The 21536-nt window shown below is 44.9% G+C and carries 19 protein-coding genes; 16 read left to right on the top strand and 3 right to left on the bottom strand.

The annotated features are described in order from the left end of the window. Positions 1-28: 28 nt before the first annotated feature. From BC351_RS26130 to BC351_RS26115, 4 genes are read left to right on the top strand one after another with little or no spacing between them, the layout of a single operon-like run. Positions 29-766 (top strand): ABC transporter ATP-binding protein, encoded by a 738-nt coding sequence (locus BC351_RS26130; RefSeq protein WP_079416548.1) that lies wholly within the window; start codon positions 29-31, stop codon positions 764-766. Continuing rightward, the gene (locus BC351_RS26125) at positions 759-1508 is read left to right on the top strand and encodes an ABC transporter permease (RefSeq protein WP_079416546.1); all 750 of its coding nucleotides are present in this window, start codon (positions 759-761) and stop codon (positions 1506-1508) included. Before BC351_RS26130 ends, BC351_RS26125 begins: the two co-directional genes overlap by 8 nt. Before the next feature lie 5 nt (positions 1509-1513). Further along, complete coding sequence (locus tag BC351_RS26120) at positions 1514-2989, top strand: sensor histidine kinase (protein WP_079416544.1); 1476 nt, start codon at positions 1514-1516, stop codon at positions 2987-2989. Continuing rightward, complete coding sequence (locus BC351_RS26115) at positions 2986-3675, top strand: response regulator transcription factor (protein ID WP_079416542.1); 690 nt, start codon at positions 2986-2988, stop codon at positions 3673-3675. The genes BC351_RS26120 and BC351_RS26115 overlap by 4 nt, the downstream gene beginning before the upstream one ends. A 59-nt stretch (positions 3676-3734) precedes the next feature. Here the strand turns inward: BC351_RS26115 and BC351_RS26110 are convergent, their stop codons facing one another. From BC351_RS26110 to BC351_RS26100, 3 genes are read right to left on the bottom strand one after another with little or no spacing between them, the layout of a single operon-like run. Then, a complete protein-coding gene (locus BC351_RS26110; RefSeq protein WP_079416540.1) occupies positions 3735-5471 on the bottom strand; it encodes a hypothetical protein in 1737 nt (578 codons plus the stop codon). Positions 5472-5506: 35 nt separating this feature from the next. Then, on the bottom strand, positions 5507-8623 hold the full coding sequence (locus BC351_RS26105) for an efflux RND transporter permease subunit (RefSeq protein ID WP_079416538.1): 3117 nt from the start codon (positions 8621-8623) through the stop codon (positions 5507-5509). A 44-nt stretch (positions 8624-8667) separates the two neighbouring features. Beyond that, positions 8668-9975: an efflux RND transporter periplasmic adaptor subunit gene (locus BC351_RS26100; protein WP_079416536.1), complete on the bottom strand. Its 1308-nt coding sequence runs from the start codon at positions 9973-9975 to the stop codon at positions 8668-8670. Between the two features lie 411 nt (positions 9976-10386). On the opposite strand from BC351_RS26100, the gene BC351_RS26095 reads away from it, so the two are divergent. From BC351_RS26095 to BC351_RS26040, 12 genes are all read left to right on the top strand, one after another. Further along, entirely contained in the window at positions 10387-11130 is a 744-nt protein-coding gene (locus BC351_RS26095) for a hypothetical protein (protein ID WP_079416534.1), read from the top strand. A gap of 150 nt (positions 11131-11280) precedes the next feature. Further along, complete coding sequence (locus BC351_RS26090) at positions 11281-11604, top strand: uberolysin/carnocyclin family circular bacteriocin (protein WP_079416532.1); 324 nt, start codon at positions 11281-11283, stop codon at positions 11602-11604. 86 nt (positions 11605-11690) lie between these two features. After that, the gene (locus BC351_RS26085) at positions 11691-13445 is read left to right on the top strand and encodes a hypothetical protein (protein ID WP_079416530.1); all 1755 of its coding nucleotides are present in this window, start codon (positions 11691-11693) and stop codon (positions 13443-13445) included. Between the two features lie 13 nt (positions 13446-13458). Next, positions 13459-13968 carry a stage II sporulation protein M gene (locus BC351_RS26080; RefSeq protein ID WP_244209178.1) on the top strand — a complete coding sequence of 170 codons (510 nt, stop codon included), beginning with the start codon at positions 13459-13461 and terminating at the stop codon, positions 13966-13968. 13 nt (positions 13969-13981) lie between these two features. Then, a complete protein-coding gene (locus BC351_RS26075) occupies positions 13982-14530 on the top strand; it encodes a YIP1 family protein (RefSeq protein ID WP_079416526.1) in 549 nt (182 codons plus the stop codon). Next, positions 14520-15164: an ABC transporter ATP-binding protein gene (locus tag BC351_RS26070; RefSeq protein WP_079416524.1), complete on the top strand. Its 645-nt coding sequence runs from the start codon at positions 14520-14522 to the stop codon at positions 15162-15164. Before BC351_RS26075 ends, BC351_RS26070 begins: the two co-directional genes overlap by 11 nt. Positions 15165-15337: 173 nt before the next feature. Continuing rightward, a complete protein-coding gene (locus tag BC351_RS26065; protein ID WP_158082235.1) occupies positions 15338-16558 on the top strand; it encodes an efflux RND transporter periplasmic adaptor subunit in 1221 nt (406 codons plus the stop codon). After that, entirely contained in the window at positions 16542-17216 is a 675-nt protein-coding gene (locus BC351_RS26060) for an ABC transporter ATP-binding protein (protein WP_079416520.1), read from the top strand. The genes BC351_RS26065 and BC351_RS26060 overlap by 17 nt, the downstream gene beginning before the upstream one ends. Positions 17217-17218: 2 nt before the next feature. Then, entirely contained in the window at positions 17219-18430 is a 1212-nt protein-coding gene (locus BC351_RS26055; RefSeq protein WP_079416518.1) for an ABC transporter permease, read from the top strand. A 144-nt stretch (positions 18431-18574) separates the two neighbouring features. Continuing rightward, positions 18575-19261 (top strand): MgtC/SapB family protein, encoded by a 687-nt coding sequence (locus BC351_RS26050; protein WP_079416516.1) that lies wholly within the window; start codon positions 18575-18577, stop codon positions 19259-19261. 380 nt (positions 19262-19641) lie between these two features. Further along, positions 19642-20745, top strand: a complete 1104-nt coding sequence (locus BC351_RS26045) for a TrmB family transcriptional regulator (protein ID WP_079416514.1) — start codon at positions 19642-19644, stop codon at positions 20743-20745. Further along, complete coding sequence (locus BC351_RS26040; protein WP_079416512.1) at positions 20742-21422, top strand: HD domain-containing protein; 681 nt, start codon at positions 20742-20744, stop codon at positions 21420-21422. Before BC351_RS26045 ends, BC351_RS26040 begins: the two co-directional genes overlap by 4 nt. The last annotated feature ends 114 nt before the right edge of the window (positions 21423-21536 follow it).

The following is a 21536-nucleotide window of genomic DNA, read 5'->3' as shown; positions in this document are numbered from 1 at the left end:
CCTCATTTCTTTGAAGGGGGAACGCAGCATGAATGCCATTGTAGAAATAAGGAATTTAACGAAAATGTTTAAGAATACACGCGGGATTCATCAAGTGAATATGACGGTTCAGCAAGGTGATATTTATGGGTTCTTCGGACCCAATGGAGCTGGCAAAACAACGGTCATGAAGATTATGACAGGCTTGACCCGCGCGCAGCAAGGCGAAGTGAAGCTGTTCGGCCACAATGTGTCCACACACTATGAGCAAGCGATGGCCAAGGTTGGCGTGCTGATCGAAACAGCCGAGGCTTACAACTACATGAGCGGCAGAAAAAACTTGGAGCTGGCAGCCAGATTTTATCCGCAGATCAGCAAGCAGCGTGTGGACGAAGTGCTGGAGATTGTTGGGCTTGCGGCTTTCCAGAAGGAAAAGGTAGCGGGTTATTCCCTTGGGATGAAGCAGCGATTGGGACTCGCGGCAGCGATGCTGTCCAAGCCGGAGCTGCTCATTCTCGATGAGCCGACGAACGGTCTGGACATCGAGGGGATGGTTCATATTCGCGAGATCATTATGCATTTGGCGAAGGAAGACAAGATCACCTTCCTGATCTCCAGCCATCTCATTCACGAAATGGAGCTGATGTGCAACCGGATGGGCATTATCCATCAGGGGCGTCTTGTTCGCGAAGGTCTCGTTTCCGAAATATCCAGTGGAAGTGCTTCGCTGGAAGAAGCCTATTTGCGCGAAATTAAGGAAGTCAGGAGGCTCGCCGCCAATGCCTAGTTTAACTGCCAACGTCTGGAATGAAACAATCAAAATGGCTGCTAAGAAAAAAACGATTTTCTTTCTAGCCGTTACGCTGCTGATGCCAGTTCTTGCAGGCCTCTTGCTTGCCCGCTTCCAAAGCGGGATTGGGATCGGAGCCATAGCTTCACAGGATTTTCCGATTCTGATGCTCGGCCTATTAACAAGCATTTTCCTTCCGCTCTTCGTCTTCATGGGAGCCGCGGATGTTTTCTCCGGTGAAATGGGTGACCGCACGATGAAAAACACGCTCACGCGGCCTATCACCCGATTCAAAGTGTTTGCTTCCAAACAAATTGCGCTTAGCGTGTATATTGCGCTTTTTCTGGTGGCAGGCTTGGCAGCTTCCGTTATATCCGCGTTGTTTTTCCAAAACTTTGGAGGCTTTGACACGGTCGTTAAGTGGTTTCTCGCCTATGGCGCTGCTTTTGTGCCCTTGCTTGTACTCAGCATTGTGGCAGTATTTCTCGCGCAATTTTTTTCCAGCAGCAGTTCCGCTTTGACGGTCAGCATACTTTTGTATTTGGCGTTTAAAGTAGCCGCTTTCTTCATTCCGCAGATTGCCACCTATTCGCCTACAGCGTATATGGATTGGCATATGTTGTGGATCGGAAGCCAGATAGCAATAGGCAAGATCAGCACTATCTTTATGTTTCTAGCGGCGTGTAGTATATTGTTTTTTACAGCAGGTTTTTATTTGTTCGATAAAAAGGAGATTTGATGCGGATGTCGATTCGTTTACGGCTGGTACTTTCCTACATCGCCATGCTGCTCGTACCGCTTGTACTCTCGGTGCTAGCCGTGATCTTAATCAGCATCGCTACATTCGGCAGTTTGAAATCCGGGTTTCAAGTCGATTTCTCACAAGGCAATCCGATCAAACGAGTTGTGGATCAGGAGCTGGAAAATGTCGCTTATATGAAAGCGAAGACGGAGACAGAGCCCAATGCTTTTCTGGATCCCGTGTTTATCAAGGATTTGGAAGAGAGATTTCACAAAATCAATATGGGGCTTATTATTCGCAAAGATAAAGAGATTACGTACATTTCTCCTTATATTAAACAAGGGGAAGCTGAGAACACCTCGAAGCTGCCTTCCTTCGGAACCTCGTCAGGTCAATTTCAGCGAAATCAAGGTTCTCTGTGGATAACTCGACAACAGGATTTTTTGTTCCCGGATAAGAGCAAAGGTTCCGTTTTCGTGTTTTTGGACGGTGGTCCTTTTCAAAAGTATCTTCACCAGTTTTCCAATTCCGTTATCGTTACGTTTCTGCTCATTCTTATTTTGACCAATGGCGTACTGACTTACTTCGTTTCACGCAGTATTATCCGACCCCTAAAATCACTGAAACGAGCGGCGGAGGAAATTAAAGAAGGCAATCTGGATTTTGAGGTCATTCGTCATTCCGATGACGAGATTGGAGAGCTTAGTACGGCATTTGAAGAAATGCGGCGCAAGCTCAAAAAGTCTGTGGAGCTTCAGCTGCAATATGAAGAGAACCGCAAGGAGCTCATATCGAATATTTCCCATGATTTGAAAACGCCTGTCACCGCCATCAAGGGTTATGTCGAAGGCATTATGGACGGCGTGACGAATTCACCAGATAAGCTGGACCGCTATATTCGGACCATCTATAATAAAGCGGCTGATATGGATCGCCTCATTGATGAGCTGTTTCTATTTTCCAAGCTGGATTTGGGCAAAGTGCCCTTTCAATTCGAGAACGTCGATCTTGGCCAGTATGTGCAGGATTGCGCGCAGGAATTACAGTTTGATATGGAGAAGAAAGGCGTTCAGTTTGCACTTACCGAGCTGCCGAAATCACCGTTGTTTGTAACGGCGGACCGGGATAAGCTTCGAAGGGTTCTGCTGAACATCATCGAAAATGCTATCAAATACAGCGAGGAAGGCAGCTGCCGCATCACCCTTACATTGAGAGAGATTGACGGCAATGCCGTCATCCAAATAAAAGATAGCGGTCAAGGCATATCCGAGGAGGCGCTTCCTCATATCTTTGACCGGTTTTACCGAGCTGACCCATCGAGGAACACAGCCACCGGCGGCAGCGGGCTTGGGCTCGCGATCGCCAAACAAATCATGGAAGAGCACGGCGGAAGAATCGGCGCGACCAGCATGATTGGGCGGGGGACGACGGTGTACATGGCTTTACCGCTGAGTCAGCAGGAGGAGAGCAAAGCATGAGTCGGATCTTAATCATTGAAGACGAACAAAGCATCGCAGAGCTGGAACGGGATTATTTGGAGATTAGCGGTTACGTAGTTGATATTGAAATCAGCGGTGACAAGGGACTCCAAAGAGCATTAACGACTGACTATGATCTCATTATTCTGGATCTCATGCTGCCGAAGGTGGACGGGTTTGAGATTTGCCGGCGCATTCGCAGTGAGAAAGATATTCCCATCGTCATGGTTTCTGCCAAAAAAGAAGACATTGATAAAATCCGCGGCCTGGGTCTGGGCGCAGATGATTATATTATTAAGCCTTTTAGTCCGAGTGAAATGGTCGCCAGAGTGAAAGCTCATTTGGCCCGTTACGAGCGGCTGATGGGACGGCGTGAAACGAAGAACGACGAAGTGCGTATTCGCGGACTCATGATTGATAAAACAGCGCGCCGCGTCTTCGTCAATGAGAAGGAAGTTGTGTTCACAACCAAAGAATTCGATTTGCTTACGCATCTGGCGATGAACCCGAACCGTGTGTACAGCAAAGAGCAGCTGTTCGATCTTCTCTGGGGGATGGATGCCATGGGGGAGATTGCCACGGTCACCGTACACATCCGCAAGCTGCGGGAGAAGATTGAACAGGACCCGTCGAATCCGCAATACATTGAAACAATCTGGGGAGCGGGATATCGCTTCCGTATTTAAGGAAAAAGCCTGGAAAAGTGCGAAGCAGCACTCTTTCCAGGCTTTTTGTTTGTACCTTGCTATTTCAATACCGTAATCAGTCGATTGACTTCGCCGGATGGGGTAAGGATTGATTCATATACGTTAACGCTCACGTTATTTTGGATTTGATCTGTTCTCAGATGCTGAAACGTTAACGTTTGCTTACCGTTCACCAAGCGGTCATTGCCTGTGAAAGGGAACGATTGGGAACCAAGGATACTGCCGGAAGGATCGACCAGTTCGAACTTCAGTTTGGAGAATGTAGAGTCCGTCAACACCCGCGGATCGCGGTTCAGTTCCAGAAACATTTGCAATTTGTACGTATAGGAAATGGCGATCATCTGATCCGGTGACGTTATTTGCGTCAATAAATAGTCTTTAATGTCGAGCGTATACGGATACAGAGAAATCTTATGTCTGTCTTCCTTTCCCTGCGGGGTGACCTGCAAGGAGGCGATTGTCGATTTGTAGGCGGATTCGGGACGGCTGCCGGAATTCCTGCTTAGCTGCTGCTGCAGCTTCATCATAAACGTTTCGCCGGTCTCCGATACCGGCAGTGCAAACGTATAGTTGACAACCGATGACGTTCCCGGAGCAATCGAATTCTGAACTTCGCTTTGCCTGATCCCTGTATAATCGTAACCTGCCGGGCTTTGCAACTCGGTTAGAAGGGCCGGAATCGGAAGCATAGTTAACCCTTTGTTCGTAAACTTAAATTTGGCTGCCGCAAGCTTGCTTCCTTGGTCTGCATTGTCCGAGACGCGGAGTTCCGTCAGGGCAACCTCCAGATCCTGATGGATAGCATCATTCCACGCATCGAAGGTTATGCGTGAGTTATAGGCGTAGCTGGGAACATCCGGTTTGTCTTGCGCCAGATCGATGTTCAGCTTGCCGATGCCAAAGTTTGACGATTTGACTGTGCCATTTGTCTCCGCTTGCGTGAAGGTTTCGGTTGTCAATACGTTAAGGCTGGCGAGCACAGCGTCCATCTCCGTATGGATAGCGAAATGAACATATTTGCTTTCGCCGGGCTGCAAGGCTACTGGGTTTGCTTCAACCTGCTGACCTGTAAAAACGTCAGTTTTGGTTTTGCCGGCCAGCTCCAGCGCGGGAACGGTTTCGATCCGGTCGGACGGGTTCGTTGCCAGCAGCTTCACGACATAGTCGGAACCGTCGTTCGAATTGGTTGTGCTTATGCTTATCGTTCGATAGCTAAGAGGCGATTCGAGTGTGGGGATCGTGAACGATTCCCCCCATTTTTTCAACAGCGCCGCATCTTTGAACCCGTCAAGCTTTCCGTTCCATACGATTGCATCGATAGGGACCGTGAATATCGCTGTTTCCTGCTTTGGATATACATCTTTATTGACATCGATGAGCGAAAGTTCGGCAATGCTGATTTGACTTGGGCGGTTGACGACGAGCATGTAGGTCAACTCCACCTCCGCATCGGGCTGGATACCGCGTTCGTTGGTGCTGCTGGGACGCAAGGTGTATACGAAACCGTCCGGCGTTGTTACTCTGAGCTCATGATCGGGTATCCGCAGCGTATGGTTGCTTGTATTGTTCATGCGAATCACTGCGCCGAGTCGGACGCCGCCTGTCGTCTTTTCATTAAAGACGCCTTGTACTCTAACATGGAGATCGGCGTTCATCTTATATACAGCGGCGCTTGTTGATTCCGCTGCTCCATTCGCGTTTGCGGGGATCCCCGACATCAGCAGCGAAGACGCCAAAGCGAAGCTCAAAGTCGCTTGCTTGAATATTGTTTTCATGATAGTTGTTCCTCCTAAGAAAATCGGTTGGGCATCTATAGAGAAGTAGTTTTGCCCTGAGCAGGAAGGTTTGTCGTTGCCGCCTTATTGCGCTTCAGCTTGCGGTTATCCCTCCACAGGGCCAGCCGGAGATAGAAGGCAGGGACGATAATGAGCGTGAGCAGCGTGGAGACAATAAGCCCTGAGATAATGACGACGGCCATCGGTCGCCATAAGCTGCCTCCCATAATAGCCATGGGCAGCAGACCGCCGATTGCGGTAGCCGACGTCATCAGAATGGGCCGAAGCCGCGCACGGCCCGATTCGGCAATGGCATCGTACAATTCCATGCCGTGATGTCTGGCGTCTTCAATAAACTCAACCAGCACGATGCCGTTGCGCACGACAATCCCTGCCAGACTGACAAAGCCCATAAGCGCCATGAATCCGATTGGCGCACCCGTTACGAATAATCCGATCAAAGCGCCGCCCATGGCCAGATAAACGGTCATCATGACTAGGAACGGTATGGATAAGGAATAGAATTGGATCGCAATAATGATGAAAATAAGGCATATGACAACGATCGAAAGCTTCCCGATAGAGGAGAAAGCATCGTTCCGATCGGCGTTTTCGCCTGCAAATTCAATGGTATAGGCGTTTGGTTTTTGCAGTTTGCCAACTTGGTCTTGCAGCTCTGTGACAATATCCGACGGCAATGTTCCGTCCGTGTAAGCTCTTACCGTAATCGTTCGCACCAGATTGCGATGTTGAACGGAGGTGATCATGCGGTCGAACTGTACATTGATGAACTGCTTGATCGGGTACAGCTGCCCGGATTGCGAAGGAACGAGAAGTTCTCCTATCGTTTCATTGGACGGCATTTGGTTTGCCTCGCTGAACAATGTGACAGGAATATTTTCGTTGCCTAGCTGCAGTTTGGAAACTTCAATTCCGTCTGTTGCGAGTCGGGCAGTTCCCGATAAATCCTTCTCGGTGACGCCGTAATAACGCGCTTTCTCCTGATCGAGCTGCAGATCCATGGTAAAGGTTTTATCACCAACACTGTCGGAGACGTTGGATGTGCCCGGAATGCTCTTCAGAATCGTTTGCACCTGATTGGAGAGTGATGTTAATTCGCTCAAATCCGGGCCGCTGATTCGAACGGCAATTGGCGCTCCGACGGGAGGGCCTTGTTCCAGTTCTCTGGGAAGCAGCTCGATGTCCGGATATATGCGTTTGAGCTGCTCGCGCCAGTCGGCTACAAGCTTGCTTGTATGGATTCGGGATTCGTCGACCTTGACGTACAATTGGCCTGTTCTTGTTCCGGCAGAAGCGTTTTCCGCATAGTAAAACTTGGGTGCAGTCCTTCCCGCATAGGTGGAAACAGATTGAACCCCATCCTGCTTAGCCGCCCAAACGGATAAACTTTTCATCATATCGGCCGTTTGTTTATAGTCGGCGCTTACGGGCATCTTCACATCGAGCAAAAATTCGCTTCGTTCCGCACTTGGAAAGTACTGAACGCCCAGCAGCGGCAGAAGCCCGTAGCTTGCCGTGCCGATAACGAGGCCTATCATGCCGGTTAACAGCGGTTTTCGCAGCAGGCGGCGGATGAGCTTTTCGTAATACTCGCTAAGGTGCCATAGGGGTTTTCCCAAAAGTCCCGGCAGCTTATTCTGGGCGGAGACTCCTTTGCGGAGACTGCGTTCGCTGCTCCATTTGCGGAAAATCGGAATGATGGTTAACGACATAGCCATCGACGCCGCTAAAGTCAAGCTGACGACGACGGGAATCGGCTTGATAAAGTCCCCGATGTTGCCTTTCAAGAAAAACAGCGGGAAAAAAGCGGCCGCTGTGGCGATCGTTGCGGTAAGAATCGAAATCGAAACTTCCTGACTGCCTTTCAGCGACGCATCCAGAGGAGAATCGCCAAGAGACAATCTGCGTTCGATATTATCGTTAACGACAATGGCATCATCGACAAGAATGCCAAGGACAATGACCAGCGCAACAATGGAAATCTGATTGAGGTCGATGGACGTCATGCTGATCGGGAGGAAGCCAAGTGCGATGGAAACGGGAATCGCGAGCGCGACAATAATAGACGTTCCGAATGTGAGTCCCAGGATGCAGACAACCAGCACCGCACCCATCCCGATCAGCATTTCCCGTGACAAATCGGCAAACAGATGGTCAACGTTCTCCTTTTGCGTAAACAACGATACCATCGTCACATGCGAAGGGAGCTGAGCCTGTAATTCGGAAACCTTGGCGTCAATTCCAACTTGCAAGGAAGGAATATTCTCTCCTTTGGCCGGATAAATGACGACATCGATAGCAGGCTTGCCATTGTAGAAAACCTCCTCCTCCGTCTTCTGGGGGCCTACTTTCACCTCTGCGACATCTTTGATGCTCAGCGAATTGCCTTGCCCTGCCGGTCGGTAAACGACCGTATCGGCAATATCTTTGGCGGATTTCCATTCGCCCGTCAATTGAACGTAAGCGTTATTGTTATTGGCAGTTACATTCCCGATCGGCGTACGGTCATGAGCGGTCGTGAGCGCCTGCATAACCAGCGTCCAAGGAAGCTGCAAGCTTTCGAGCTTCTCCTTGTTCAGAATCACCTTCACTTCCTGATCGGGAAGTCCTACGATTTCAACATCGCTGACACCGGCAACCGTGCGCAGCTGATCCTTCCATGTTTCCGAAATGGGCCGCAAAGACTCCAGCTCAGAAGGGTTTTCCACAACCATATGTATGATTTGCGCCGATGTCTTGGCCAGATCATCATTGATTTCGGGTTGATGCGCTTCTGCGGGCAGCTTATCTTGCGCGGACTGCACCTTCTGTCTGAGCGTATCCCATGCCCGCTTGTTATCGGCCCCGGCCTGCATCTCGACAGTAATGAAGGACACGTTCGTGGAGGAAGTCGAATCGATCGACTTGATCGACTCCATCTCTCTAATCTTTTCTTCCAGCGGCTTGGTGACAAGCTGTTCGACCTTCTCCGGCGAAGCTCCAGGATAGATCGTCTTCACCGTAGCCATGGACACGGTGATCTCCGGATTTTCGCGCTGGCTTAACGATAAAAAGCTGAAGGTGCCCAGCAGCACAAGAACGACAAAGAATAGAAGCGTAATCTTTTGGTATTTGATCAGTTTGGCAATCAAGCGGACTCCTCCTTCTGTCCAGTAGTTCCGATTAGAAGCCGAAACTACTGGCCGGGCGCTACTTTCTCCATATGTTTAAGCTGGTACTGACCGGAGACGATTAGTAGCTCGCCTGCCTTAAGCCCTTGTGTAATTTCAGTCATGGCATCCTTGCTGCGGCCGAGCTTGACTGTCCTTTTTTCGGCATGGTCGCCATTCAAAATGAATACATAGGGCTCGCCATCTTCGCGCAGAATGCTGTCCGCCGGCACGGAGATGACTTGCTGTTCGCCGCCTCCAGCAAGTGTAAGCTGCACGCGCATTCCGGGTTTGAGGCGGCCGTTTGCATTCGCGGCTTCAAGTTCCAGGGAATAGGTTTTCGTCTGGGTGTTGGCCGTGTTCGCCAAATAAGTCACTTTGCCCTCATATGTATCTGGGGAATCCGAATTATGAAACGACAGGCTTGGTTTGCCCTGCACGAGCGGCAGGTCCGCTTCCGTTACCTCGGCGTGAATTTTGATTGGCGCTTGCTGCTGCACGACCCCGATTTTTTGTCCTCTGGCAAGCGTCATTCCTTCCTCAATCGGCATCTCGGTCAAAAGTCCTGACGCAGGGGCCTTGACTTCAAAATAAGACAGGTTAACGTCCGCATCCTGCAGATCGATATCGTTAGCCTGCAATTGGTACTCTATGGCGGCTAGCGGCTTGGTGCTTTGGAGCGTCTGAAGCTTCTGTTTCAAAGTTTGAAGATTGAGCTGCAACTGCTTGACTTGAGATTCCAATTGTTCTTTCTGGTCTTTCGTTGCCTGCCCGGTGTCATAGTCGTTCAGAACCCGGTTATACTGCTTCGTGACATCGTCCAAGGATTGCTGGGTTATGGCCATATTGTTCGTTAATTCCAGAATACCGTCGTCCCAATCTTTTTTGGCCTTGGTCATCTGTTCTTCAAGACTGGCCCTGGCATAAAGCAGTTTTTGTTTCTGGCGAAGCAAATCTTTCTTATCCAGCTCGATGATCACATCGTTTTTTTGGACCTGATCCCCGCGTTTTTTCAATACGGACTTCACATCGCCATCAACCTTCAGCAGGACATTCAACTCCAGCGAAGGAATCACATCGGCTGTAAGTGTCTTGGCACCTGCCCATGCTTGTGTGGCGACCGCAGCCGTTTTCACAGGTTTGCTCGCTGCCCCGGCTGCTTGCTCGGCAGTCGTCGCCGAAGATAATGGCGCTTCATTGGAACAGCCTGCAAGTGCAATGGCGGTCAAAATTAAAAGAAAACCCGTTTTGCGCGACACGAATCTTCCGGTTGTCCGCACAAGATGATCTTTCGTTCGGTTTGGACGAGTAATCATGTTTCCCACACGCTCCATGTATTGGGCCTCCCCATCTAATAAATAACTTATACTAGATCAGTTATATCAAAAAATATGACTGTTGGTCAATATATTTCATTAGGTTTGAATGAGATATAAGGGTTCCATCACAATAAATGATTAAGATACCTATTCATTTGATGAGCATATTTGAAGTAGATAAGTGACTATAGGTCACTAATAATTTTGAACCGTCGGTCAATTATTGTTTGGCGATGGTTAGGAAAACAGAAGTATTTGAAAATTTGCTAAAGATGAAGCATAGACAGAGTGCACAACTCGAGGTGGGCTATTTGTTCTTTGAAAATTAAATGGAAAAACCTGCTAATTTTTATAGTGTTAATGTAAAATTTTATTAATGAAAATTGTCGGAATAAGAGTATTTACGTCGGTCTGGGAGGGATTCAGATGAATATTTTTAGGGGGGAAACGGAGCATTCGTGGATACATCTATCAGAAATAGAAGCTGAGAAGATAGAATTATGGAATGCGGCATTTACGAAAACAGGAATAGACCGAAATAATGCAACGTTACCCTTTCGCTTAGTAGAGATACAGAGGCAAGAACAACTAAATAAAGAAAAATCTCTTATTGTAGTAGCTAAAGAAGAGGTAGATTCTTTCTCGAAAACGATATCGAATCCGCATTTAATCATTTTTGCAAATCTGAACGGAGTGGCACTAGCCTTTACTGGGCCGGAAAATATAGTAAACATATTGGAGTCTGTGAATGTTGGTATGGGGACCTCCTTTGCATTAGAGCACGCTGGCATTAACGCTATTTCTCTTTCTATGCAATTGGATGCGTTGGTAGCCGTTCAGGGATTAGAGCACAGCATGACGTTTTTTTCGAAATGGAATTGCATGTGTTCCCCAATTAAGCTTGGGAATGAACTAAGAGGCTTCCTGAATATTTCCGTTTCCCTGACTGAAAACCTAAGTTTTGTTGCCTCGCTATTAAAACGGTTGATAAGTGATATAGAATCTCGACTGATGTTAGCTGACCCAATGAGTAAACAGGCACTGATCTATGAGCATTTTGATCTATTTTCTCTAACAAAACGCGAAAAGGAAATTGCTTTTGGCTGGTTGCAGAACCAAAGTGCTTTGCAGATTTCACTTGCACTAGGCATTACTGAGGCACACGCTTAAGAAGGTTTATAGCAAGACGAAGTGTCATGATAGAGGGGGATTTATTAAGAGATTTATGGTATAAATACCCTGTTTGTGGTATTTCCATTTTTGGAAGAAAAATCTATAGTTAAAGTTGTAATTAGTATAAAAGAAAGGAGGAGTTATCATATGTTGATTACTTATGGAAAAGGTTTTTCAAAATCTGTTGTTTTGCTACTTGTTTCTGTTGCAGCTGTTTTAGCATACGCCCTCTTATTGAACACTTTGCCATTAGCAGATCTAGCAAAAGAATTTGGTATACCTGCAGTTGTGGGGAACGCATTAGTCCAAGCATTGGATTGGGGCTTAACCGCGGCAACGATTGTATCCATTATAGGCGCTTTTATTACTGGTGGTTTGAGCATTGTTGCTGCAGCAGGCACAACCGCATTGAAAACATATCTTAGAAATAAGCTTACAGAAATGGGCACAAAAGCATTCGTTGCTTGGTAATTATCTTAGAAGGAATGAGGGTGCTTGTGCCTTCATTCCTTCTTGATTATTTTATACACGCATACCTTAGGGAGTGATTGGCTCAAGTGCTGCAATGGTTATTTTTAATTCGTCTTACAATTAAAAACCGCATTGAAAATCAATTCATAAGGTTATTTGAATTGTTCACAATAATTAAGAAGTGGAATCGAGTTCGATTCTTTTTTTTCATAAGATTTATGGGGAGTTTACCTGCTGTTGGGGTAGCTTTTACATTCCTGAACTTCTTATATAGACCGGAGCTAAAGAACGTTTGGGGAGCATGTATTCTCTTAGCATTTTTGATTTTCCATGCGATTCAAGGAATGACCGTATATCGAAGAACGCATTTCCCAACGGAGTCAAATCTATATAACGTCTCTCCAAGAAGTGGTCGGTTTATTTACTTAATGCTTTTAGCTGAGCAATGGTTTTGGTTGCTATGTACATATCCAAGTGTATATTTGTTAGCGTTTTCTGTTTATATTGGCATTCACCCGGAATTATCTTTAATTGGTAGTTTTTTTGTAATTATTTCTGGCTTTTTTCTTGCTTTATTATGTTTCCTTATTTTTAACTTAGGATACGGGTTGTATATGGTTCATAAAACTACAAAGCCAATAGGTATATTCAGGTTTGTAGGCTATATGACCACTTCCAGCATATTTTGCGCACTAGGTTACAGTATCATTTTAGTCATTTCCCCTTGTATCTTTCTTGTCAGAGAGCAGTTCAAGAGTTGGGATCAAGTGATTGATAACCGAATGTGGGAAGAATTATTTCCTCTGGTGCAGGACTACGTCGTATTAAAGATTCATTGGATAGTCGATTTTGCATTTATGGGGAGTTCATTTTTTGTTAGGCTTGAGAAAAGCTTCTACTCGGGTTCGAATTTGTATTGGATGGGCATAGTTTGTTTTGGAGGTTTTGTATTGTTGTCTGTGAAACAGTTAATACCCCAATACAAGATCACTGAAAGCGTGATCCATCGGTCTTTAGGAAGTGATTTCTTGGTGGCATATAGTGAAATGCTTCAAAAATTTCGTGGAGTGCTATTTCCAAAAGATGTTTTTCTCTGGAAGGATACTCAACAATTAAAAGAAAGTCGATGGATAATATCGCCACAATTTTTTTCATTGGTGTTTTTATCCTATGAATCTTCTTTTTACTTTGGCGTATTCCTAGCTGCGGTTAAGTCTGTTTCAAATGTGGGTTATATCGTTACATTTATAATTACATTCTCGCTTTTGGCAATGGTGAATCAAGCCTATGAATTAAGAGAAGAATTCCCATTGCTATTTCTTATGAGCTCTGAAGGCAAACAAATTGATTTAATTCGATTATCTAGCATTCCTATCTTTAGTCTTTATCTAGCTAAACTAAAGTTTATGAGACTAGCAATGATTATGCCAATGTTGATCATAATTATGATGAGTTGGTGGATGTTGCACGGATTGTGGAGTCATTTATTTATTATTTTTTGGATCCAATGTTTAGCTTATTGGATATCGCCGTTATGTCAGTTATATATATCTCCACATATCAGTAAATTTAAAAACCAGAATAAACTGGATGTTGGAGAGACTCTTGAGGAAATTGACATATATCGAAAATTTCAGGCGATCCCAAGGAAATTTGCTGTGGTGCCGTTGCTCATTGCTTTATACTTGTTGGTTTTCTTGCATCTTCCACAGAAGGTAATAAACATGCTTCCATACGTATTTTCAATATATTTTACTATGGTTGTTATTCTTTTTGGGAAAATTGCAAATAGCATTTCTAAGAGAGGTGCTACCAAGTTGGAATTTGAAAGGCGGTTGTAATTGAGTGAAGGGGATGTGGGCACGCCTAAAATATTTGACTCTAATTAGTTTAGTGTTCTTTATAGTAGGTGTTTTTTATGGTGTGTGTGACGGCAAAATTAGTGTTCCTGGTTTTCTGCAACCCTCAGAAGCATCAGCGAAGGATATTATTTTAAATAATTTGAGAATTGGTGGAGTAATAATTGTAGCGGGCTGGATATCAGGTGGGCTCCTATCTAACATTATTATATTGGGCAACGGTTATCTTATTGGCTACGTTATTTCATATGTTACAGCCTTTTATGGGATGGATTCAATTTATAGGGGACTCCTACCTCACTTTTTTTTTGAACTGCTGGGCCTTTTGTTTTGTGCCACAGTTGGATCATTTTCAGCTCGGATTTTATGGAAATGGTTAAAAAATAAACCGCAAGAGTTTTCGCTAATAATTAAAGATGGATTAACTCTATTAGCTTGTGCATTGCTAATGATTGTTATCGCTGGGTTTATCGAAGGTAATATTAGTAGGGTCACATTACAATAAATCGGGGGAAGATATGTTTCATTTATGGACGCATCCCAAAAAGTTTTTTGATAATGAGGTAAACAATAGGAGATTAGTGTGGTATAGTTTGCCGCTTATTTTAATTGCTAATGTAGTTATTGCTATGATTGGATTAAGTTTATTGGAGATCCCCATAAATTCTAAAATGATTTTATTCTTTATTGTAATTGGAGGCGTGGTTATCCCGCTTTATTATATTTTTAATGGAATTATAACTGCGTTATATGCCTTAGTTGCAACTTTCGTTAAATCCGACTTATCAATGAAGCGAGTGTATTCTTTACTTATTAACGTTACTGCTCTTCCTTTTATGGTTAGCTCAATCATTCTTCTAGTAATTTTAAATAATAATAACATTTATTATGTGATTAATATGAATTTCATCCAATTAATTATCAATGTTATATCTCTTCGATTGCTTTATTACGGGAGTGTCTTGTATGTCCAAGTAAGCAAAACCTTTGCCCTTATACTGTGTGTAGTCATTTTATTGAGCCAGTTTTCCCTCATATTTGTTGGAGTGATGCGCTATGCAGCCTAAACTACATATTCAGGATCTGAAATTTTCTTATGAGGAACATGTCTTATTTAAACAGTTCAATTTGGAAGTTCAAGCAGGTGAACGTTTGTGCATCATGGGCAGGAATGGTGCAGGTAAATCAACATTGTTAAAAATTATGGCAGGACTTATTGATGCTCGTAATTTTTTGTTCTATGAAGGACGTCCTGTTGTAGATATGTCAGCATATAAAAGAAAAATCGCATATATTCCTGATGCACCATTATTGTACGAGCTATTAACAGGTACTGATAATTTACTGTTCATAATGAATCTATTTCAAGTAGAAAATCATCAGAATTATCGAAACAAAGTCACTGAGCTGTGTCATCAATTCGGTTTGGCGGATTTTTTAAACAAAAGAGTTCTTGATTACTCAATGGGTATGAAGCAGAAATTGTTTTTTATCGCGATGATGGCCAGGGAAACAGAAGTATGCTTACTGGACGAACCATTCGTTTCTTTTGATCCTGATTCTCAAAAACTAGCTATGAATTTATTATCTGAATACACTAGTGGAAATAAAGCGGTTATTTTCGTCAGTCACGTAGATCCAATTATTAACAGTCTCGCGAATCGAACGATAGCTCTGAAAACTTCAAATGAGGGGTCATAGAATGCGAAAAATGTACACAATCATTTTAGTTGTTTCTACTTGCATGTTTTTAATTATCCTCAATACTCCATTAATACATTTTAGAGCGGCACAACTAGTTTTAATGCTATCAGGTGCTTTTATGGCTTCTGCAATTATGAATGTATTCAAGAGAAAATAAGGAGTCATTAGGCTTGGTTGGTTTAAGTCTCAAATATTCGTTGCATATAGATCCAGAGCTAAAGGCGGAATTTATGAAGAAAAAGTGGTTAGTAACCATTATTGGTGTTGGTATTTTAAGCATAGTGGGAGTAAATGTATTTCTAATAACAAAATCAAAAATTCCTATCTCCAAGGTGACAAATGTACAGGGAATTGAAGTGAAAATGAAGCAAATGTCAGACACTTTAATTGCTTCAGGAATTGTAACACCAAGAGAAGAAGAGCAGATTTTTAAAGATGAAACCATGGGAACAATCAAAGATATATTTGTTTATGTCGGTCAGGAAGTTAAAAAGGGGAGCGAACTGTTCCGCTATGATGAAGAAGAGATCAACAATAGAATAGCTTTGTTGGAAATTGCGAGAACACGCTTATCCCTTGAACTTGAGCAGCATCGTGAAAGGCTAGATAGCCTGGAGGCAGATTTTAAACATAATTTAAAAGATACATCACAGGTTGAGGAGTCTCTTCGCCAAGTGGAGAAAAATAAAAACGAGCTCGAACGACAAGTAAAGTATACGATGTTATCCCTGAAACAAAATGAGATGGAAATGACGGCTCTTTTAAAAAAGAAAGATAACTTAGTTGTTAAAAGTACGATGTCTGGAATTGTTAAGAAAGTTGCAAGAAATGCGAATAAAACAGCTGCGGACTTACAAGAGCCTATCGTTCATCTTGTTTCTAACGAACCATATAAGGTTAAGGGCACAATTACGGAGTTTGATTCCGTTTTTGTAAAAGTGGGTCAGCCCGTAAAAGTGAGAGCGAAAGTATTATCAAGTGAAAAGTGGGAGGGGAAGATTGAGAGTATCCAATTGAATCCTTCTCAACGTGTCATGAATTCAGGTCTTGAAAAGAGCACATCGGTGACGCCTTACCCGTTCGAGGTTGCTCTGATGGATAACCATAAAGGATTAGAAGATGGGTATCATGTATCTGTAGAAATACAAATAAAAGCAAAAGACAATGTGCTTACCCTGCCTCATGACGCAATCTTGGCAAAGGATAGTAAAGAATTTGTCTTTGCTGTTGTAGATAACAGGCTGCAAAAGAGAGAATTAACGATTGGCTTAATGAACGATGAGTTTAAAGAAGTGCTTACGGGTGTTAAGGAAGGAGACATTATTGTCAGACATCCGAAAATAGAATGGAAGGACGGAATGGAGGTGAAGGTTGATGCTTCAACTTCATAATGTTTATAAAACATATAAATCGGATGCCATTCAAGTCCCTGTTTTACATCATTTAAGTTTGTTGATTGAACAAGGTGAGTTTGTTGCTATAATGGGACCTTCCGGTTCAGGCAAATCAACTCTCATGAGCATTATTGGGCTGCTCGATACAATAACCTCGGGTACATACCTTTTGAATGGACAGGATGTCTCAGCATCCTCGGATAAGGAATTGGCTCAATACCGCAATAAGCATATCGGCTTCGTTTTTCAACAATTTCACTTGCTGCCGAGGTTGAATGCATTAGCCAATACAGAGCTTCCTTTGATTTATGCCAGGGAAAAGAAGAGATCAAGAATGGATAAAGCGTATAGAGCTTTAGAGAAAGTCGGCCTCAGTGATCGAATGAACCATTATCCAAACCAATTATCAGGCGGGCAGAAGCAGCGTGTTGCTATAGCCAGAGCTATTATTAATAATCCCGATGTGATTCTTGCAGACGAACCTACGGGTTCCCTTGATTCTAAGACAGGTGAACAGGTGATGAGCATTTTCTCTGAATGTAATCGGGAAGGCAAGACAATTATTCTAGTTACTCATGAACCGGAAATAGCTCAGTATGCCCAAAGAACCATCCTTCTTAGAGACGGAATTGTCGTAGAGGACCGGAGGGTGTAGGGATGGAATTATGGGAATGTGTAAAGATGGCCGTTACATCGTTATATGCGCATAAATTAAGATCGCTGCTAACGATGCTTGGAATTATTATTGCAGTGGCTTCCATTATTACCATTGTCGCAATCGGGCAAGGCGGTGAAGCAGCACTAAAAAAGAACTTTGTCGGCAATGGTAATAACTCACTAGATATCCTTTATCGCAATCATGAGACGGATGATGAAGTAGAACTGGACTACGATGAGCCTACTGTCAGATTTGACGAGACTGATGTCTTCGATCTGCAAAAACTTCCTGAAATATCAAGGATTGTAAAGATGAACTCAGCACCTTCTGTTTTACATTATTTAAATAAAATTGTTAATTCTCAGTTGATTGGTATGACGGAGGGATATTATGACGTATACCCTCTTGAACTGATTTCAGGGCGTCTAATAACAAAAAATGAGATCGAACAAGGACGAAAGGTCGCGCTGCTAGGTGAAGACACAGTAGAGAAATTAAATAGAGGTACAAACATAGTAGGAGAGATTATCGAATTGGAAGGAATCTCTTTTAAAGTTGTAGGTATATATAAGGAAAAGAAGAAGAGTTTTCTAAATTTTGGAATGAGAAAAATTCTTGTTCCTATCGCTGTATGGCCTACTTTGTTCGGTGAGGATAGCATTCATTCGCTAGCCATTCAAGCCAAAGATCCGAATAAGCTTAACGAAGTCGGACAAAAGGCAGTAGATCTGCTTAATCTAAAATATCGATATAAGAAAATAAATGGTGAATACTATATTTTTAATATGGAACAAATTCAAGAATCCCTGTCGATGATTACGAAGACCATGACAGCTATTATCAGTGGGATTGCGGGAATTTCACTGGTTGTAGGTGGTATTGGTGTAATGAATATTATGCTGGTATCCGTTACCGAAAGAACCAGAGAGATTGGCATACGCAAAGCCTTAGGTGCCACACGGGGAAGTATTTTACTTCAGTTTCTAATTGAGTCGATGATGCTCACAACTTTAGGAGGCAGTATAGGTATACTCATTGGAACAGGAGGAGCCTATTTAGTGTCGATGCTAACTCATTGGCCGCCGCTAGTATCAGTACCTGTGATTATTGGTGGTGTATTATTCTCTATGTCTATTGGGATTCTGTTTGGCATGCTGCCTGCTAATAAGGCTGCGAAGTGCGATCCCAATGAATCTCTGAGATATGAATAGAGTTATTTGGTTGGGAAGAGTGCACAACTCTGGCCAAGCTTATTTGTTTTGGTTATAAAAAAGTAAATTATGCATATCTATTTATTTACAACTTCAAAATGTTGAGATATTGTAAAGATATCTAACATAGAGGAGAAAACAACGATGATGCTGTCTGTAGATGTGCATGATTTAATGAAATTAGGAATCGCAGCTATTTTCGGTTTAATCATTGGTCTGGAACGGGAAATCAGAAATAAACCTCTTGGCCTCAAAACTTCTTTGGTCATATGTCTAAGCAGCTGCTTGCTGACGATTGTATCTATTGAATCTGCGAATAAATATGCGGTACCTGGCCTGCACGTCATGGACCCGATGCGGCTTGCGGCGCAAGTGGTCAGCGGGATCGGATTTATTGGCGCAGGGGTCATTCTTCGGAAGCATAATGATGTCATTATCGGATTAACGACGGCGGCGATGATCTGGGGAGCGGCAGGACTGGGGATTGCCGTTGGGGCTGGGTTCATTGTTGAAGCGTTTTTTGGACTGCTGCTGATTATGGCGAGTGTGGTTGTTTTGCCATACTATATTAAGAAAATGGGACCAAGACCGCTGTTGATGAAGGATCTGCGCGTCAGGCTCGTAGTGTCGCATGAGGGCAATTTAACGACTATCATTAAGGACATTATTGCCAGAGGGTACAAAATGAAAAGCGTACACATTAAAGAGCTTAATCATGAACTGCAGGAGCTCAATTTTGTCGTCTTCATTGACCGTAAGTATGCATCGGAAGTATATGAAGAGCTTAAGAGCATGACGTATATTGAATTCGCCGAAGTTGAGACGCTATAGAAGATAGGGATTGGAGCAGCGCCAAGTGCGCGTTCTGATCCCTTTTTGACCACAATAGAAAGTATAAGTTTTCGGTTCCCGAAAACGTCTTTCTATTTGGCGATAAAACCTACCTTTAAACGCGGTCGCTCATCTTTGAATGGCCTCGATAGAGGTTTTCTCATTGGGGTTGTATAAACGGCACCTTAGGTGGGCGGATTTTTAAACGGTCTAACACTTTCTCCGTACCGAGCTCGGCTTAACCGAATTGCGAATATAGTGAGAATAAATATATTTTGTTCGGATGCGCAGCAGGGAAGGACTATACGACTTTGAGGAAGAAATCATGATACAATATCGTAACATGAACTTAACTCAGTCTACGGAAAAGGGGAACTGGCATGGAGCATATTCATCTGCATTTGAAAAACTTAGGTTTCACCGATCTGGAAGCCAAGTGCCTGCATGTGCTTGCCGAATGCGGTACGCAAACAGGCTATGAAATCGCCAAGCAGCTTGGCGTGTCACGTTCGAACGTCTACTCCGCGCTGCTGAAGCTAGCGGAGAAGGGCGCGGTGCTCACCAGTCACGGTGAGCCTACGCACTACCAAAGCGTGCCAATCGAGGAGATTGGCGAGCGGGTGGAGGCGGAGCTGCTGGCGTCGATCCGCTACGTGAAAGAGCATATGCCGAAGCAGGGCGCGCATCGTTCGGAGTACTTCAGCTTGGAGGGCGATGCCAAGGTTCTCGATCGGATCCGTGCGGAGCTGAGAAAGGCGAAGGAGGAGGTGCTCTGTGACCTGTGGGCGCATGAAGCGCAACTGCTGAAGGAAGAGCTGCAGCAGGTGCCGGCGCAAGGCGTGCGCCTGCTTGTTTCAACGACTGGCGATGCCCCAACGCTGAACGGGATGCATCAGTTCCCGCATAAGCGAGATGCGGGCTGGAGCGAGCGCAAAGGGCGGAAGTTCACGCTGCTTATCGATCGCAAGCTGGCTATAGTCGGCACACGAGGCGGCGATGAGCCGACACTTGCCATGCTGACGGAGCATCCAGCGATGGTGGAGGTGCTGTTGAACAGCTTTTGGCGCGATGTGGTAATCCATGAGCTGCAGCAGGATATGGGCGGGAAACTGGAAGATAAATACGGGAAAAATTTCAAGCGGATAATCCAGAAATATACCGAGGGAAAAGAGAAGGATAGTCAGATTGCTGGGACGTCGCCTGAAGGTAAGTCCACGGAGAGCAAGGTTCCCGAAGGCAGGCCACAGGAAAGCAAAAGCAGCGAGAGTAAGTTTCCGGCTGGTAAGTCTAGCGAAGGTAAAGCACTGGAAGGACTGGCGGATGAAGGCAAAAGCGATGGAAGTAAGAGTGATGGAAGTAAGAGTAATGAAGGCAAAAGTGATGGAAGTAAGAGTAATGAAAGTAAAAGCAATGAAAGTAAATCTAACGAAGAAAAGCCGAAAGAAGGCAAAGCTGGCGAAGGAAAGAGGAAGAAGAAGAAATGACGCAGCGTGACGGGGAATACTTGACGAGAGAACAGCAAGAGCACATCTTACTCGCGGCGGAAGCGCTCGTGAAGGAAAAGCTGGAGCGCGACAGCAGCGGCCACGACTGGTGGCACATTTATCGCGTCGTGCAGACGACGAAGCGCATCGCCGCCCAGGAGGGCGCCGACGCTTTCGTCTGTGAGCTTGCGGCACTGCTTCACGACGTCGTCGACGAGAAGCTGAACGCCGATCCAGCCGCTGCGCAGCGCGAGCTGGAAGCGTGGCTGGCCGCCAGCGGCACGCCGGAGGCGGACGTGCTCCATGTGCTGGAAATCATCAGCACCATGTCGTTCAAGGGCGGCGCGCGTCCCCCGATGCGCACGCTTGAAGGCCAGGTCGTGCAGGATGCCGACCGGTTGGATGCCATAGGCGCGGTGGGGATCTCCCGCGTCTTTGCCTACTCGGGCTGGAAAGGCCGCCCGATTCACGATCCTTCCGTCACCGCGCGCGAGCAGATGACGGAAGCGGAGTATCGCGCTGGCAACGATACCGCGATCAATCATTTTTATGAGAAGCTTCTGAAGCTGAAGGAGCTTATGAATACGACCTACGCACGACAGTTGGCTGAGGAGCGGCACCGCTTCATGGAGCAGTATTTGGAGCAGTTTGATTTGGAATGGGAAGGCCTGCGTTAGGCCTTCTTTTTTTTTGGCTGTGTGGAATTTTCAGCCGCGATGGGTGAGTTATGTAAACAAAAGAACCTCTATCCACGTTTTCTCATTCGTGGAGTTGAGGTTCTTTTTGCAGCA

The organism is Paenibacillus ferrarius, assembly GCF_002027705.1.
Taxonomy (GTDB): domain Bacteria; phylum Bacillota; class Bacilli; order Paenibacillales; family NBRC-103111; genus Paenibacillus_E; species Paenibacillus_E ferrarius.
The sequence above is the reverse complement of the archived record's forward strand: the minus strand, read 5'-3'. Positions and strand labels throughout refer to the sequence as shown.